Origin of the sequence: Streptomyces sp. NPDC004609, from assembly GCF_042873655.1 — a bacterium.
Taxonomy (GTDB): Bacteria; Actinomycetota; Actinomycetes; order Streptomycetales; family Streptomycetaceae; genus Streptomyces.
This window is the reverse complement of sequence record NZ_JBIALS010000002.1, coordinates 281,209-296,515: the sequence shown is the minus strand read 5'-3', so window position 1 is coordinate 296,515 and position 15,307 is coordinate 281,209. Positions and strand designations below refer to the sequence as shown.

Here is a 15,307-nt window from a genome sequence, read left to right as displayed (position 1 = left end):
CATGAAAGCTCTTCATCCGACGCCGTCGGCACTCCCGGTCCGGGTCGGCGCACGCCTGCGGGCCTGCCGCAAGGCGCAGGGGCTCACCATCGAGCAGGTCGCCGCCGCGGCCAACCTGACCAGGGGATTCCTCAGCCGGGTCGAACGCGACGAGACCTCGCCGAGCGTCGCCACCCTGGTCACCCTGTGCCAGGTGCTGTCCCTGCCGGTCGGCTCCCTCTTCGAGGACGCCGACACCGAGGTCGTCCGCATCGGGGACGCGCCCCACATCAACATGGGCGGCCACGGAGTGGTCGACCGCATGATCACGCCACGCGGCCAGTCCAGGGTCCAGGTGCTGCGCTCGTATCTCGAACCCGGAGCCAACGGCGGTGACACCCTCTACACGATCAACTGCGACGTCGAGGTGCTCCATGTCGTCAGCGGAGAGGTCTCGGTCCTCTTCACCGGCCGCACCGAGACCCTGGCGGCCGGCGACACCCTCACCTTCTCCGGCCGCGAGCCCCACAACTGGCGCAACGCGGGCCCGTCCCCGGCCGAGGTCCTGTGGACCTTCGTCCCGGCCCCGTGGAGCGGCTCGCGGTAGTCCCGGCCCCGTGGAACGGGTCCCGCACGCACCGGGACGCGCGGCGGAGGTGCCCCGCCGGGCGCGGAGGGTACGTCTCCCCAGTGCCGGCGAGGCGCCCGGGCGCCGCGGCTACGGCCCGCCCGCGAGGCCCGGACGCGCCGGCCCGGCCGGGTGCGGAAGTGACCGGATGCCGGACGCGGGAGCGGGTTCTGTCCGCTGTGTGGACAGATGCTGGTGCAAGGTACAGGTATGTGGTTCTCTGTCCGCATGACCTTGCTTGTGACCCGCCGCCACGTCGACTACGGGCGTGTCACCACGATGGGCTGTTCGAGCCGAGAGCCGATGCTCCGCTCCGGCCACTGACACCGGTCACCCCTTCCGTCACACCCCGCACGCCTCCACCGCCTGCCGCGCGCCTTCCGCACGCCCGCACGCGGGCGTGCGGAAGCACCGCCGCACCCCATCGCTCCAGGGAGAACCATGAGCCAGCCCATCGACTCCGTCGCCGCGGGTCACACCCCCGACGAGACCCCCGCCGGGGCGGACACCCCGGCGTGGTCGTTCGAGACCCAGCAGATCCACGCGGGAGCGGTCCCGGACCCGGCCACCGGGGCGCGGGCGGTGCCCATCTACCAGACCAGCTCGTTCGTGTTCCGCGACACCCAGCACGCCGCCGACCTGTTCTCCCTCGCCGAGCCGGGCAACATCTACACCCGCATCCACAACCCCACCACCGACGTCCTCGAACAGCGCATCGCCGCGCTGGAGGGCGGAGTCGCCGCGGTGGCGCTGGCGTCCGGGCAGGCGGCCGAGACCCTCGCGATCCTCACCCTCGCGAGCGCGGGCGACCACATCGTCTCCAGCACCTCCCTGTACGGCGGCACGTTCAACCTCTTCCGGCACACCCTGCCCCGGTTCGGCATCGAGGTGTCCTTCGTCGACGACCCCGACGACCTCGACGCCTGGCGCGCGGCCGTCCGCCCCAACACCAAGGCCCTGTTCGCCGAATCGCTCGGCAACCCGCGCGGCAACGTCCTCGACATCCGCGCGGTCGCGGACGTCGCCCACGAGGCCGGAGTCCCGCTGATCGTCGACAACACCGTGCCCACGCCGTACCTCCTGCGGCCCATCGAGCACGGCGCCGACATCGTCGTGCACTCGGCGACCAAGTTCCTCGGCGGGCACGGCACCACCATCGCCGGAGTCGTCGTCGACGGCGGCACCTTCGACTTCGGCGCGCACGCCGAGCGCTTCCCCGACTTCAACGAGCCCGACCCCAGCTACCACGGACTGCGCTACTGGCCCGCCCTCGGGCCGAGCGCCTTCGCCGTCAAGCTGCGCGTCCAGCTGCTGCGCGACGTCGGCCCGGCGCTGTCCCCGCACTCCGCGTTCCTGCTGCTCCAGGGCGTCGAGACGCTGTCGCTGCGCGTCGAGCGGCACTCCACCAACGCGCAGGCGCTCGCCGAATGGCTGGAGGGCCGCGAGGAGGTCGCCGCCGTCCACTACCCGGGCCTGCCCTCCAACCGCTGGTACGAGGCCGGGCAGCGCTACCTTCCGCGCGGCGCCGGAGCGGTGCTGACCTTCGAGCTGCGCGACGGAGTCGAGGCCGGCAAGCGCTTCGTGGACGCCGTCGAGCTCTTCAGCCACCTCGCCAACATCGGTGATGTGCGCAGCCTGATCATCCACCCCGCGTCCACCACCCACAGCCAGCTCGACGAGGAGCAGCTGGCCGCGACCGGCACCTCGCCCGGACTGGTCCGGCTGTCCGTCGGCATCGAGAACCTCGCCGACCTCAGGGCGGACCTGGAGGCCGGCTTCCGCGCGGTGAAGGGCGCGTCCTGAACACGGTGACAACCTCCGAAATCCCCCTCCCGCCGGCCACCGGTGCCTGGCGGGAGGGGGACCCGCCGGGGCGCCGCCGGTGGCACGCCCTCCGGGAGCCGCTGCCCCTGGAAGCGGGCGGCGAACTGCCCGGTGTGCGGCTCGCGTACGAAACCTGGGGGCGGCTCGCGCCGGACCGCTCCAACGCGGTGCTGGTGCTGCACGCCCTCACCGGCGACAGCCATGTCCGCGGGCCCGCCGGACCGGGCCACCCCCAGCCCGGCTGGTGGGACGGCCTGGTGGGACCGGGCCTCGCGCTGGACACGGACCGCTGGTTCGTCGTCGCGCCCAATGTGCTCGGCGGCTGCCAGGGCAGCACCGGGCCCGCCTCCCCGCGCCCCGGCGGACGCCACTGGGGAGGCGACTTCCCCTTTCTGACGCAGCGTGACCAGGTCGCGGCCGAGGCCCGGCTGGCCGACGCGCTCGGCATCGACCGCTGGTCCCTGGTGATCGGCGGCTCGATGGGCGGGATGCGGGCGCTGGAGTGGGCCGTGTCGTACCCGCGGCGTGTGGAGTCGCTGCTGCTCCTCGCCACCACGGCCGCGGCGAGCGCCGAGCAGATCGCCTGGGCCCATGTCCAACTGCACGCCATCCGCTCCGATCCGCAGTGGCGCGGCGGGCACTACCACGACGCCGGTCCCGGCGGCGGCCCGCACGCGGGCCTGGGCGTCGCCCGCCGGCTCGCCCATGTGACGTACCGCAGCGAACCGGAACTCCAGGACCGGTTCGGCCGTGAGCACCAGGGCGCCGAGCACCCATGGCGGCGGGGCCGCTACCAGGTCGAGTCGTATCTCGACCACCACGCGGCCAAGCTCGTACGCCGCTTCGACGCGGGCAGCTATGTCGTCCTCACGGAGGGCATGAACGGTCATGACGTCGGCCGGGGACGGGGCGGCACGAAGGCCGCACTGCGCCGGATCACCGCCAGAACCCTGGTCGCCGGGGTCGACTCCGACCGCCTCTACCCGCTCCACCAGCAGCGCGAACTGGCGGACGGCATCCCGGGCGCGGACCGGCTGCGGGTGATCGGCTCACCGTACGGCCACGACGGCTTCCTCGTGGAGACGGGCCAGGTAGGCGCGCTGGTACGGGAGTTGCTGGCGCGGGTTCCGTAACGGGGGTATCCGGAAGGGCGGTCCGGGGTGTGTCCCCCGCATCAACGGATGAGCCGCCCCGCGACCGGCCCGCGAGCCCGTCCTGACGCCCGCCCCCGGAGCGAGCGGGTTCCGGGCCGCGCCCGGCCGTCCGACCGAGGCCGCCCGCGTCAGGCCGGCCGGTCCAGGTGCCCGCGTCGCGTCAGCGCCGCGTTCAGCTCCCTGCGCGAGGTGATGCCGAGCTTGCCGAACACCTTGCGCAGGTGCCATTCGACGGTGCGGGGGCTGATGAACAGCGTGGTGCCGATCTCCTGGTTGGTCCGGCCGTCGCAGGCGAGCCGGGCGATGAGCGCCTCCCTGGGGGTGAGGTCGCTGAGGGTTTCGACGGTGCGTTTGCGCACGGTCTCGCCGGTGGCCAGCAGTTCGCGGCGGGCGCGTTCCGCGTAGCCGCTCATGCCCACGGCGGTCAGCATGTCGTACGCGTCCCGCAGCCGGCTCCGGGCGTCGGCCCGGCGGCCCTCGCGGCGCAGCCACTCGCCGTAGAGCAGGTGCGCGCGGCCGAGTTCGGGCCGGCACCGGGTGCGGGCGAGCCGGTCGACCGCCTCCCGGTAGAGGCGTTCGGCGCTCCCGCCCTCGCTCAGCAGTGCGCGGCAGCGGGACTCGATCCCGGCCCCGAGGTCGGTGCCGCCGGACAGCGCCGATGCGGCCAGCCGCGCCATCGGGTCGGCCGCGAGGTCCGGGTTCCCGCTGCGTACGGCGGCCTCGACCAGCTCGGGCAGCGCCCACCGCGCGGCGAACAGATCGCGCGAGCCGTCGTCGGCGCGGGTGGCCGCCGCCAGCGCGTCGTCGTAGCGGCCGAGCCCGTTGTACAGCACCGCCGCGGCCCAGTTCGCGTAGGTCACGGGGGCTTCCCGGCCCGTGCCGGGGGACCCGGCGGTCATCGCCTCGATCCGCCAGGCCGCCTCGTCCGCCTCGCCCCGCAGCGCGGCGAGCGTCAGGGGGCCGAAGGCGTCGGCGGGCGCCCCGGTCGCCTCGCAGACCGCGTCCGACTCGGCGATCAGCGCGGCGGCGGCGGCGAAGTCCCCGGCCCAGGCCGTCACGGTGGTCAGCGCGACGAGCACGACCGGCAGCAGGTCGAACGCGCCGACTGCGCGCAGGGCCTCGGCCTCCCGTTCGAGCAGCGAGCGCCAGGCGTCGTGGTCCCACATGGCGACGGCCGCCGCGTGCGCGAGCCACCCCCACCGCGGGGCGTCGGGTGCGCTGAGGTCCGCCGCGGCCATGGCATCCACCGCACCGCGCAGCGCCGGCGCCGCGGCTGCCGGGCCCGACGTGATCACCAGGGACAGCGCGTCGAGAAGCACCTCGGCCCGGTCCGGTCGCCGCGACCGCGGCAGTTCCCGGGCGGCCTGGGAGACCTCCGCCAGGCTTCCACCGGTGGCGAGGCCCCCGGCGAACATCGCCGCCAGCCATGCGGTGAGGTACGTCTCTCGGGCCAGGCCCAGGTCGAGCGGCTCCAGCCGGCGGGCGGCCTGCAGAAGCAGCGGTGCCGCTTCGCTGCCGCGACCCGAGGCGAACGCGACGTGTCCGCGCAGCGTGCCGGCCCGGGCACGCTGCACTTCCGACAGCGGCTCGGCCTCCGCCAGGGCCAGCAGCTCCTGGGACTTCCCATACGACCCCGCCTTCAGGTTGGCCTGCGCCGCCGCCAGGAAGCGATCGGCGCGGCGTGCCGGCTCGGCCGTGAGCTGGATCGCCTTCTCCAGCATCGCCGCGCTCGCGGCCGGTCCGCCGCGGGCCTGGGCGCGGCCCGAGGAGCGCTCCAGGTCGGCCGCGACCGCCTCGTCGGGACCCGGTGCGGCCTGCGCCCGGTGCCAGGCCCGCCGGTCGGGGTCGGCCCCGGGATCGGTCGCCTCGGCCAGCGCCAGATGGGCCGCCTGCCGCTCCCACGCCGACGCCGCCCGGTAGACCGCCGAGCGCAGGAGGGGATGGCGGAACCACACGCGGGCCGAGAACCGCGCGAGTCCGGCCTCCGCCGCGGGCGTTGCGGCCTGCGGCGGGATCCCGAGCCGCCCGGCGGCGCGGCACACGAGCGCGGTGTCGCCCGTCGGGTCCGCGGCGGCCAGGAGCAGAAGCCGGCGGGTGTCACCCGGTACGCCGTCGAGCTGCCGCAGGAAGCTCTTCTCGATCCGGCTCGACAGCGTCACCGCTCCCGGCAGCCCGAACCCGCCCGCCAGCTGATCCCGGGGCAGTGCCCGCAGCAACTCCAGCACCGCCAGCGGGTTTCCGCCGGTCTCCGCCACGATCTGGTCCCGTACCCGCGTGTCCAACGGGCCGGTCAGCGCCGAGTCCAGCAGGGTCTGCGCGCCCTGCTCGGACAGGCCGGACAGGTGCATCTCCGGCAGCCCCGCCAGTTCCTCCGTCGTCAGCCGGGTGCCGAAGACCAGCCCGATCGGATCCGCGGCCAGCCGCCGGGCCACAAACCCCAGGGCCTGCGCCGACGCCCGGTCCAGCCACTGGTGGTCGTCGACCACGCACACCAGGGGCTCGTCACCCGCGACTTCCGACAGCAGGCCGAGCACGGCCAGCGCGACCAGGAACCGGTTCGGCGGCGAGCCCTCACTCAGCCCGAACGCGATCCGCAGCGCCGCCCGCTGCGGTGCCGGCAACGCGTCCAGCCGGTCCAGGAACGGGGCGCACATCTGGTGCAGCCCGGCGAAGACCAGCTCCATCTCCGACTGCACGCCCGCCACGTGCAGGACCCGGCTGCCGGACACCCGGTCGGTCAGCCGGTCCAGCAGGGCGGTCTTGCCCACCCCGGGCTCGCCCCGCACCACCAGGACCCGGCTCTCGCCGCGGCGGACGGCCTCGACGAGGCGGAGCAGCCGGTCGAGTTCGGTACGGCGGTCGATCAGTTTCGTCTCACGGTCCGGGTGCCACGGGCCCGCGGTCACCGCTCGCCCTCGGGGCGGGCCGGCCGTGCGGTCCGCGGCGTCCGGACGCCCGTGCCGCAGTGGTGTCGAGTCAGCATGTGCCGACGAGTTTACGACGTGCGCCGCGTACCGCCCCGGGAACTGCGCGGGTGCGGAGCCGGCCCCGCGCCCGTACGCAGTCAAACGACTGAGCCGCGGCCCGCGTTCAGATCACCGGTCGGCTGACGGATGTGGCCGGGGCGCCCGTTCCCGAGACTCGATTCGCAACGGACCGCCACGGCCCACACCGGCCACGGCCCCCACCGAAGGGAACACACTCGTGTCCGAGAACCAGAACGAACTGACCATCGAGAACTCCGCGGTCGTCCTCATCGACCACCAGCCGGCCGTCGCGCTGATGACCGCACCGCGCTCGCAGACCGAGCTGATCAGCAACGTGACCGCGCTGGCGAAGGCCGCCGCCATCCTCGACGTGCCCACCGTCCTCACCACGGTCGGAGCGACCGGCGGCCCGCTGGTCGACCCGATCTTCAAGGAGCTCAGCGAGGTCTTCCCGGACGTCGAGCCCATCGACCGGGTGTCCACGAACGCCTGGTCGGACCCCAAGCTGCGCGCGGCCGTCGAGGCCACCGGGCGCCGGAAGCTGGTGATGGCCGGCCTGTCCACCGACGTCTGCCTGGCGCAGGCCGTCCTCGGCGCGCTGAGGAACGGGTACGACGTGTACTTCGTGACCGACTGCTCCGCGGGCGTCAGCCCGGAGGCGCACGAGGACGCCAAGACGCGGCTCTCGATGGCCGGCGCCAAGCCGATCAACTGGGCCGCCGTGGTCTCCGAGTGGACCCCGGACTACACCTCCCCGGAGCGGGTGTCGGTCACCGACGTCCTGGCACGGCACGGCGGAACGGCGGCGCACTACACCGACTACTTCGTCGCGCAGATCTCGGCCGGTGTCGTGAAGACGCCCGACTTCCTGCAGTGACCGCACGCCGCCCTGCGCGGGGTGCTACTCCCCGACGTCCAGCGCGGTCAGCGCGTCGCGCAGGGCAGCCCGCGTGGTGATTCCGAGTTTCGGATAGACCTGGTACAGGTGGGCGCCGACGGTCCGGTGGGACAGATAGAGGCGCTCGCCGATCTGCTTGTTGGTCAGGCCGGACGCCGCCAGTTGCGCGATCTCCAGCTCCTGCGGGGTCAGCAGCGACCGCGCGGCCTCCGGCCGGGTCGGCTGGCCGGCCGCGCGCAGCTCCTTGCGGGCCTGTTCCGCCCAGGGAACCGCGCCGAGCCGGCCGAAGGCGTCCGCGGCCGCCGCAAGCGGCTCGCGCGCTTCGCCCTTCGCGCCCGTACGCCGCAGCCGCCGGCCGAACGCCAGCCGGATCCGCGCCGCTTCGAAGGCCCAGCGGTCCACGCCCGGCGCCGCAAGCGCCTGCCGGAAGTGCGCGATCGCCTCGTCGTCCGGAGCGCACAGGCCGGCCGCACCCGCCACGAGCATCGCGTAGCGGTCGGACAGCCGGGCGATTCCCAGCTCGCGCAGCGCCTGTACGTGGGCGGCGGCCTCGGCGTCGCGGCCCGTGCGTACGGCCGCCTCGACGAGGTCGTACGCGCCCCACAGCGCGTGCGCCGTATAGGGAGCCAGTGCTCCGGCCGGGGTGAGCGCGGTCGCGTGGCGGTAGGCGGCCGCGTAGTCGCCGCTGCCCAGGCAGACCAGGGTGCGTGCCTGGTGGGCGAACGCCGCCGCCCCGCCGACGCCGCGGCGCGTCGCCCAGCCCAGCATCCGGTCGGCGAGGGCGTCGCCGGCTTCCGCCTCGCCGCGTGCGCCGTGCAGCAGCACCTGGTTGTACTGGAAGTACCACGCGAAGAAGGGGTACCCGGTCTCGCACAGGGCGGCCCCCTCGGCGGCCAGCTGCTGCGCCTCTTCCCACTCCCCGGTCAGGAAGTCCTCCATGCACAGGTGCATCAGCGCACCGAGATGCCGGCGGACCGGCCCGACGCCTTCCCGGCCGGAGCCCACCAGCGCCCACAGCCGGTCCTTCAGCTCGCCGACCCGGTCGAGGTAGACGGTCGCCGTCGCGCCGCGTACGAGCACGGTCGGATCCGGGGTCCGGCGCAGCAGCTCGCGGACCTCGTCGAGGTCGGCCAGCGCCGAGACGCCGGTGCGCGCCGGGTCGGGGAACGTCCGCGCGGCCAGCGCCAGCACCGGCGGCGGGGCGGGTGTCAGCCGGCCCACGATGTCGGTGAACGGCGCCCACAGCTCGGCCCGGCCGCTCCACCAGCAGACCAACTGCAGGGTGTGCAGCGCGTCGACGAGCGCGGGGTCGTCGGCGTCGTAGACCGGTCCGGCCGCCTCGATCGCGCTGACCAGCAGCCGGTTCGCGGTGGTGAGGTCCGCTTCGGTGTTGATGAGGATGTATGCGGCCGCCGCCGCGGCGTGCAGGGCGCCGTTGCCGCCGGAGCCGGCGCTCTGCGACCGGCGCAGCAGCTCCGAGGCGTAGGCGACGTCGCCGGTCGCCTCGGCGCCGAGGTACGCCGCCTCGGCCAGCCGCCGTCCGCGGTCGCCGGCGTCCGGGCTCAGGTCGGCCGCCCGGATGAGGTAGCGGACGGCGCCGACCGCGTCGCCTCGGCGCACCGCCGCGTGCCCGGCGTCCTGCAGCAGCCGCGCCACCTGCTCGTCCGGCGCGATCGTGGCCTCGGCCAGATGCCAGGCCAGGCGCTCGGGCCGGTCCGGCAGAGCCGAGGCCAGCGCCTGGTGGGCGGCGTGGCGTTCGGGCAGGGTGGCGGCCTCGACGGCCGCGGAGCGGATCAGCGGGTGCCGGAACGCCAGTCGCCGGGTGGCGGTGTCGATCCGTACGAGACGGGCGTGCTCGGCGGAGGCCAGCGCGGACAGCGCGGCCGCGTCCTGACCGGCGGCGGAGAGCAGGACGCCGAGATCGCCGGTACCGTCGAGAGCGGCGAGCAGCAGCACGCGGCGCCCGGCCTCCGACAGAGCGGCGACGCGCCCGACGAACAGGTCCCGCAGCCGCTCGCCCAGCGGGAGCAGCTCCGGCAACTCCTCCTTCGCCGCCCGCTGCGGTCCCGTCAGCTCCGCCGAGAGCTCCAGCAGGGCCAGCGGATTGCCGCGGGACTCGGCGACCACCCGGGCCCTGACCCTGGCCGCCATTCCCGGGTCTCGGGCGGAGAGCAGCAGGTGCGCCGAGTCGTCGTCCAGCGGCCCCAGTTCGTACTTCTCCAGTCCGCCGTGGTCGAAGACGCTCTCCAGGCCGGTCCGCGAGGCGGCGAGGAAGGCGACCCTGCTGCCGTGGAGGCGCCGGGAGACGAACCCGAGGACCACGGCACTGGCCCGGTCCAGCCACGGCAGGTCGTCGACGATCAGCAGCAGCGGCGCCCCGGCCGCGGCCTGCCGCAGCAGAGCCAGCGTGGCGTTGACCAGCAGCAGGCGGTCCGGTGCGGGGCCGGTGGCGAAACCGAGGGCGACCAGGAGGGCTTCGCGGTACGCGGACGGCAGCTGCCCGGCTTCGTCCAGTACGAGCGTCAGGATCTGGTGCAGCCCGGCGAACGGGATGTCCGCCTCGAACTCGACGCCGTCGGCGCGCAGTACCCGCGTGCCGGCCTCCGCCACCGCGTCCGCCACCGCGTCGAGCAGCGTCGTCTTGCCGACGCCGGCGTCCCCGACCACGTGCAGCCCCCGGCCGCGGTCGGATCCGGCTTCGAAGAACTCGCACACCCGCCGCACGTCCTGGATCCGCCCGACGATCTGCGACCCCCGGCTCCACGGCCCGCTGCCGCTCATCACTCTCGCCCTCCTCCGCCGCCCGGCCGTGCACGCCGCCGGCTCCTGCCCGAGCGCGGTGAGCGGCAGCCGCATCGGCCAGGGTGCCCAGCCGCACCCCGGCCTCGCCCCAGTAGGAGTCCCTGGCCTCACCCCGGGTCCGCCGGGCGAGCCCGGGCCGATCGCAGTCGGATGACCGATGTCACCCCGGCCGGGAGACGGACAGGCTGGACGCGCGGCGGGATCCCCCGCCCGTTCCCGTACGACCAGACCTCCGCCCGAGGGATCGCCATGCCCTACGTCACGATCGGCCACGCGAACGGCGGGGTCGTCAACCTCTCTTACGAGGACCACGGGACCGGACAGCCCGCGGTCCTGATCCACGGCTACCCGCTCGACGGCCGCAGCTGGGACAGACAGGTCCCGGCGCTGCTGGCCGCGGGCTACCGGGTGATCACCTACGACCGCCGGGGGTTCGGACGCTCCTCGCACCCGGCGGACGGATACGACTACGACACGTTCGCGGCCGACCTGGACTCGGTCCTGGTCCAACTGGACCTGGCCGAAGCCATCCTGGTCGGCCACGCGACGGGCACCGGCGAGATAGCGCGCTACCTCGGCACCCACGGCTCGGCGCGGGTGGCCAAGGCGGTCTTCGTGGCCTCACTGCCCCCGTTCCTCCTACGGACCGACCGGACGCCGCACGGCGTCGAGTTGTCGTACTTCGACGCGCTGATCACCAAGGCCCGCCAGGACCGGCCCGCGTACCTCGCCGAGCTGTGCCGCATCCTGCTCGACGGCGACGAGCACCCCGCGCCGGGGCCCGACGCCGAGACACGGGGCAGGTTCCAGGAGATGGCCGCCGCCGCGTCCCCGCGGGCCTGCGTGGCGGTCATCCCGACCTGGATCACCGACTTCCGCGCCGACATCGCCGCGATCGACGTCCCGGTGCTGATCGTCCACGGCACCCGCGACCGGTTCATGCCGATCGACGCGACGGGCAGACAGCTGTACGGACTCCTGCCGCAGGCGTCCTACGCCGAGGTCGCCGACGCGCCGCACGGCCTGCTGTGGACGCACTCCGAGGAGATCAACCGGATCCTGCTGGCGTTCCTCGCACGCTGAACGCGGGGGACGGGGAGGAATGCGGCCACCCGTTCCTGTCGTCCTCTTCTCGCACGCGTGGGTGTCAATGAGCGTGGTTCGAGCGCCGATATGGCTGTTTGGCACGTGACTGCGGGGGTCGGGAGCGGTGGGGAATCGGCCGAAGCGTGTGCTTTCGCAGGTGGACGATGGTGACCGGGATCCGGTCGGCGGGCGTGAGCTCGGGTTTGCGGCCGCCCGAGCGACCGCACGGAGGCCCCCGGGGCCCGCTGCCGAGCCGATCGCCGTGGAGCGGTCACGGCGACCCGGCCACGGCTCCGGGCTCACCCACCGGTGGCGTGCGGGAACGCTCCCGCGCCGCACGGCGGGCCTCCGGCGACGGTACGGGGCGGGGCCTGCGCCGGTGAGAACGCTCTCATGGATCACTCACCGACGACTCACGGCACGGGCGCATGCTCCGGGCCGGGACTCCGCCCCGGAGTCCCGGCCGTCCCACCCGGACGGCGCCCCCCGACCCACGCACCGGTCCGCCGCACGGACTTCCCCCCGGGCTCACGGCCGGCCGGATGTGGTGGAAGGAACCACCTTGTCGTCTGAACGAACACGTCCCGGTGCGGGGCGTCACGCCAAACGGAGCAGCGGCGGCCCCTCCGGGAAACCCGCTGGAGCGTCCTCCCGCTCCGGGTCCATCGGTACCGACGTCGTCGCGTCGGTCGTCGTCTTCCTGGTCGCCCTGCCCCTGTGCATCGGTGTCGCGGCCGCCTCCGGCGTCTCCGTGTCCCTCGGCATCATCTCGGGCATCGTCGGCGGCCTCGTCGTCGGCTTCCTCCCCGGAAGCACCTTCCAGGTGAGCGGTCCCGCCGCCGGACTCGCCGTCCTCGTCCTGGAGTTCACCACCGAGCACTCGGTGGCGCTGCTCGGTCCCGTGGTCCTGATCTCCGGCCTGCTCCAGATGGGGCTCGGCATGCTGAAGATGGGCCGGCTGTTCCAGTCCATCTCGCTCTCCGTGGTGCAGGGCATGCTCGCGGGCATCGGTCTCCCGCTGATGCTCAGTCAGACCTACGCCCTCGTGGACTCCAAGCAGCTCGGCACGGCCACCAAGAACATCGCCGGTCTCCCCGATCTGGCCGCGGATGTCGTCGGCGATCCCCACAAGGTCGCCGCGCTCGTCCTCGGCACCATGAGCGTCGTGCTGTGCTTCCTGTGGAAGAAGGTCCCCGAGCCGCTGGGCAAGGTGCCCGCGCCCCTGCTCGCCGTGATGCTCGGCTCGATCGTCGCCGCGCTGCCGGTGTTCGACATCAACCGGGTGAAGGTCGACGACCTCACGGAGGCCATCGACTTCGTCGGTCCCGCCGACCTCGGCCATCTCCTCGACCCGGCGGTGCTGATGATGATCGTCACCTTCACCATCATCGCCTCCGCCGAGAGCCTGTTCAGCGCCGCGGCCGTCGACCGGATGCACTCCGGTGAGCGCACCGAGTACAACAAGGAACTGTTCTCCCAGGGCGTGGGCAACACCATCTGCGGATTCCTGGGCGCCCTGCCCATGACCGCCGTCATCGTCCGCAGCGCGGTCAACGTCCAGGCGGGCGCGAAGACCAAGGTCTCCCGCATCCTGCACGGCGCCTGGCTCCTCGGCTTCGGCCTGCTGCTGCCGGGGCTGCTCGGGCTCATCCCGGTGACCGTGCTGGCGGGCATCCTGCTCCACGCCGGGTGGAAGCTCTTCAACCCGCCCGCGTTCGTGCAGATGTGGAAGACGGACCGCGGCGAGGGCATCGTCATGCTGATCACCACGGGCGCCATCGTCCTCGCCAACCTCCTGGAGGGCGTGCTCGCCGGCCTCGCCGTCGCCATCGTCCTCACGGCCCTGCGCATGTCCCACATGACCATCCGCAAGACGACGGACGGAGACAGCGCCCGCCTGGTGATCAAGGGCAGCGCCACCTTCCTGAAGATGCTCAAGCTGATCGACGCCCTGGAGTCCGTCGCCGACAAGCGCCGGGTCGTGGTCGACGCCCGTGCCGTGATGCATCTGGACCTCGCCTGCAAGGCCCAGCTGGAGGAGTGGGCGGACGCCAGGCGGAAGGCCGGTGACGAGGACGTCGAGGTCCTGCTCCCCGGCCACCGGCCCGAGAAGAGCCCCGGCACCACCGCCCCGGCGGCCACGCCCGCACCCGCGCCGTCCGCCTCCGATACCACCGTGACGGCCACCGCCCAGAACCCCGCGCCGCCCGTGCCGGAGCAGCTCCAGCCGGAGACCTTCCGGCCCTATGTGCCCCAGGCGCAGCAGGGTTACGGAGTCCCGCACCTGGCGGCCCAGGGCTACGCCCACGGTCATCTGCCGCACGGCAGCCCGTACGCCCGGCAGCACCAGCACACCCAGCAGCACCAGCAGCAGTACGGCATGGGCGGACAGGTGTACGGCCGCGCCGCGTATCAGCAGCAGTCCACCCAGCAGTCCCAGGTGCACCTCCCGCACCCGGCCCACAGCCACCAGCACTTCCAGCAGTATCCGCAGTACCCGCAACCGCAGGCGTACGGCCCCGACGGCACCCCGCCCCAGGGCATCCCCGTACAGGGCCCCGGACAGCCGCAGGGCTACGGGCGGCCCCCGGGGTACGACGAGCAGCAGTACGGCCTTCAGCAGGGGTACGACCCCTCGGTGGAGGGAACCTGGGCCGCCGGGGACGACTGGGCCGTCAGGCGCTACGACCAAGGCAACCCGGGCTGATCTCCCGCGCCCTTTTCTTTTGCCCATGAATTGCAGACTTCTGCAATTCACTACATGACGGATTGGCTGTGTCCGCAAACAGTCGCGGACACAGCCGCCGGCAGGGCTTTCTCAGGCTTTCCCGAGTACCGGGCTCGGCCGCCGTGATGTCGCCACAATGGCGCGATGGCCGATGATGTCCTCGTGACAGTGGTTTCTGAGGGGATGTGGGGCATGGAGTGCGCGGGGCGGCTGACGTCCGGCCGGACGCCGGGGCGTCGGGGCGCGGGGCCGGTCCGGTGACCGCGCCGCTGTATCAATTGAAGGCCGAGTTCTTCAAGACGCTGGGGCATCCGGTGCGTATCCGGGTGCTGGAACTGCTGAGCGAACGTGAACACGCCGTGTCCGAAATGCTGGCCGAGGTGCGGGTCGAGCCCGCCAATCTCTCCCAGCAGCTCGCGGTACTGCGCCGCGCGAATCTGGTGGTGACCCGCCGGGAGGGCTCAGCGGTGCACTACGCACTGGCGAGCCCCGAGGTCGCCGAACTCCTGCGGGTCGCCCGCGGCATCCTCACCGGCGTTCTCACGGGCCAGGCCCGCCTGCTGGAGGACCTGCGCGCCACCGACCAGGAGCCCACCCCTCACCGCCGCCCCCGGTCCCGCTCGACCCCCGGCGCGTAGCGGGGCGGGGTGATGTCGCGCGGGGTGGCCTGGTGTGCGGGCCTTGCGCGGCTGCCGGTTGCTCGCGGGGCTCTGCCCCGCGCCCCGCTCCTCAATCGCCGGAGGGGCTGGATTTTTCGGCCCTGGCCCTGAAGCACCGGCCAGGCCGGGTTGTTCAGGCCTGCTCCTGAACCGCCGGAGAGGCTGAGGTGCCCGGGCCCTCGAACGAGCCCACGTGAGAGGCGGTCCTGCTCCTCCACCGCCCCCTTCACCCCGTGGTCTCGGCGGGTGACCTGATGGCTACCTGCACCTCTCCCGCTCACCCGGTGGGCCCGGTGGGTGAACGGAAGGGTTTCCTGCACCCTCCCCCTCACGCCGTGTGCCTGGTGAGTGCCCCGAAGGGCGCCGTACCTGTCGAGCCCGCCTGTCCCACCCTGGTTCCGGCCGCCTCCACCGTCCCCCTCACGCCTTGTGGCTGGTGAGTGAGCCGAAGGGGGCCGTGGGTGTCGAAAGGGAGAACGCGCGGAGGCCGCGAGGGACGAGCGGTCGAGCACGGTCGACCGTCGACGCACACTGAAGGCCCCCGGTGGGGGTCCCCCCGGAC

9 protein-coding genes are annotated in these 15,307 nt (G+C 73.5%); 7 read left to right on the top strand and 2 right to left on the bottom strand.

The features are described 5' to 3' along the window. Position 1: 1 nt before the first annotated feature. From ACFYT4_RS03115 to ACFYT4_RS03105, 3 genes are all read left to right on the top strand, one after another. Positions 2–586, top strand: a complete 585-nt coding sequence (locus tag ACFYT4_RS03115) for a helix-turn-helix domain-containing protein (protein WP_389264679.1) — start codon at positions 2–4, stop codon at positions 584–586. Positions 587–1,048: 462 nt separating this feature from the next. Further along, positions 1,049–2,410 (top strand): bifunctional o-acetylhomoserine/o-acetylserine sulfhydrylase, encoded by a 1,362-nt coding sequence (locus ACFYT4_RS03110; protein ID WP_389264677.1) that lies wholly within the window; start codon positions 1,049–1,051, stop codon positions 2,408–2,410. Next, on the top strand, positions 2,407–3,564 hold the full coding sequence (locus ACFYT4_RS03105; protein ID WP_389264784.1) for a homoserine O-acetyltransferase: 1,158 nt from the start codon (positions 2,407–2,409) through the stop codon (positions 3,562–3,564). Before ACFYT4_RS03110 ends, ACFYT4_RS03105 begins: the two co-directional genes overlap by 4 nt. A 149-nt stretch (positions 3,565–3,713) precedes the next feature. Here ACFYT4_RS03105 and ACFYT4_RS03100 read toward each other — a convergent pair whose 3' ends face one another. Beyond that, positions 3,714–6,491 carry an AAA family ATPase gene (locus ACFYT4_RS03100; protein ID WP_389264675.1) on the bottom strand — a complete coding sequence of 926 codons (2,778 nt, stop codon included), beginning with the start codon at positions 6,489–6,491 and terminating at the stop codon, positions 3,714–3,716. Between the two features lie 298 nt (positions 6,492–6,789). Between ACFYT4_RS03100 and ACFYT4_RS03095 the strand changes: the two genes are divergently transcribed. Continuing rightward, complete coding sequence (locus ACFYT4_RS03095) at positions 6,790–7,449, top strand: isochorismatase family protein (RefSeq protein ID WP_389264673.1); 660 nt, start codon at positions 6,790–6,792, stop codon at positions 7,447–7,449. A gap of 24 nt (positions 7,450–7,473) precedes the next feature. On the opposite strand, the gene ACFYT4_RS03090 is transcribed toward ACFYT4_RS03095, so the two are convergent. Further along, positions 7,474–10,251 carry an ATP-binding protein gene (locus ACFYT4_RS03090; RefSeq protein WP_389264672.1) on the bottom strand — a complete coding sequence of 926 codons (2,778 nt, stop codon included), beginning with the start codon at positions 10,249–10,251 and terminating at the stop codon, positions 7,474–7,476. 270 nt (positions 10,252–10,521) lie between these two features. Here ACFYT4_RS03090 and ACFYT4_RS03085 point away from each other — a divergent pair, with 270 nt between their 5' ends. The 3 genes from ACFYT4_RS03085 to ACFYT4_RS03075 all read left to right on the top strand — a co-directional run bounded on the left by ACFYT4_RS03085 (position 10,522) and on the right by ACFYT4_RS03075 (position 14,724). Continuing rightward, the gene (locus ACFYT4_RS03085; RefSeq protein ID WP_389264670.1) at positions 10,522–11,355 is read left to right on the top strand and encodes an alpha/beta fold hydrolase; all 834 of its coding nucleotides are present in this window, start codon (positions 10,522–10,524) and stop codon (positions 11,353–11,355) included. 565 nt (positions 11,356–11,920) lie between these two features. After that, positions 11,921–14,065 carry a SulP family inorganic anion transporter gene (locus ACFYT4_RS03080; RefSeq protein WP_389264669.1) on the top strand — a complete coding sequence of 715 codons (2,145 nt, stop codon included), beginning with the start codon at positions 11,921–11,923 and terminating at the stop codon, positions 14,063–14,065. 278 nt (positions 14,066–14,343) lie between these two features. After that, on the top strand, positions 14,344–14,724 hold the full coding sequence (locus tag ACFYT4_RS03075; protein WP_389264667.1) for an ArsR/SmtB family transcription factor: 381 nt from the start codon (positions 14,344–14,346) through the stop codon (positions 14,722–14,724). Positions 14,725–15,307: the final 583 nt, after the last annotated feature.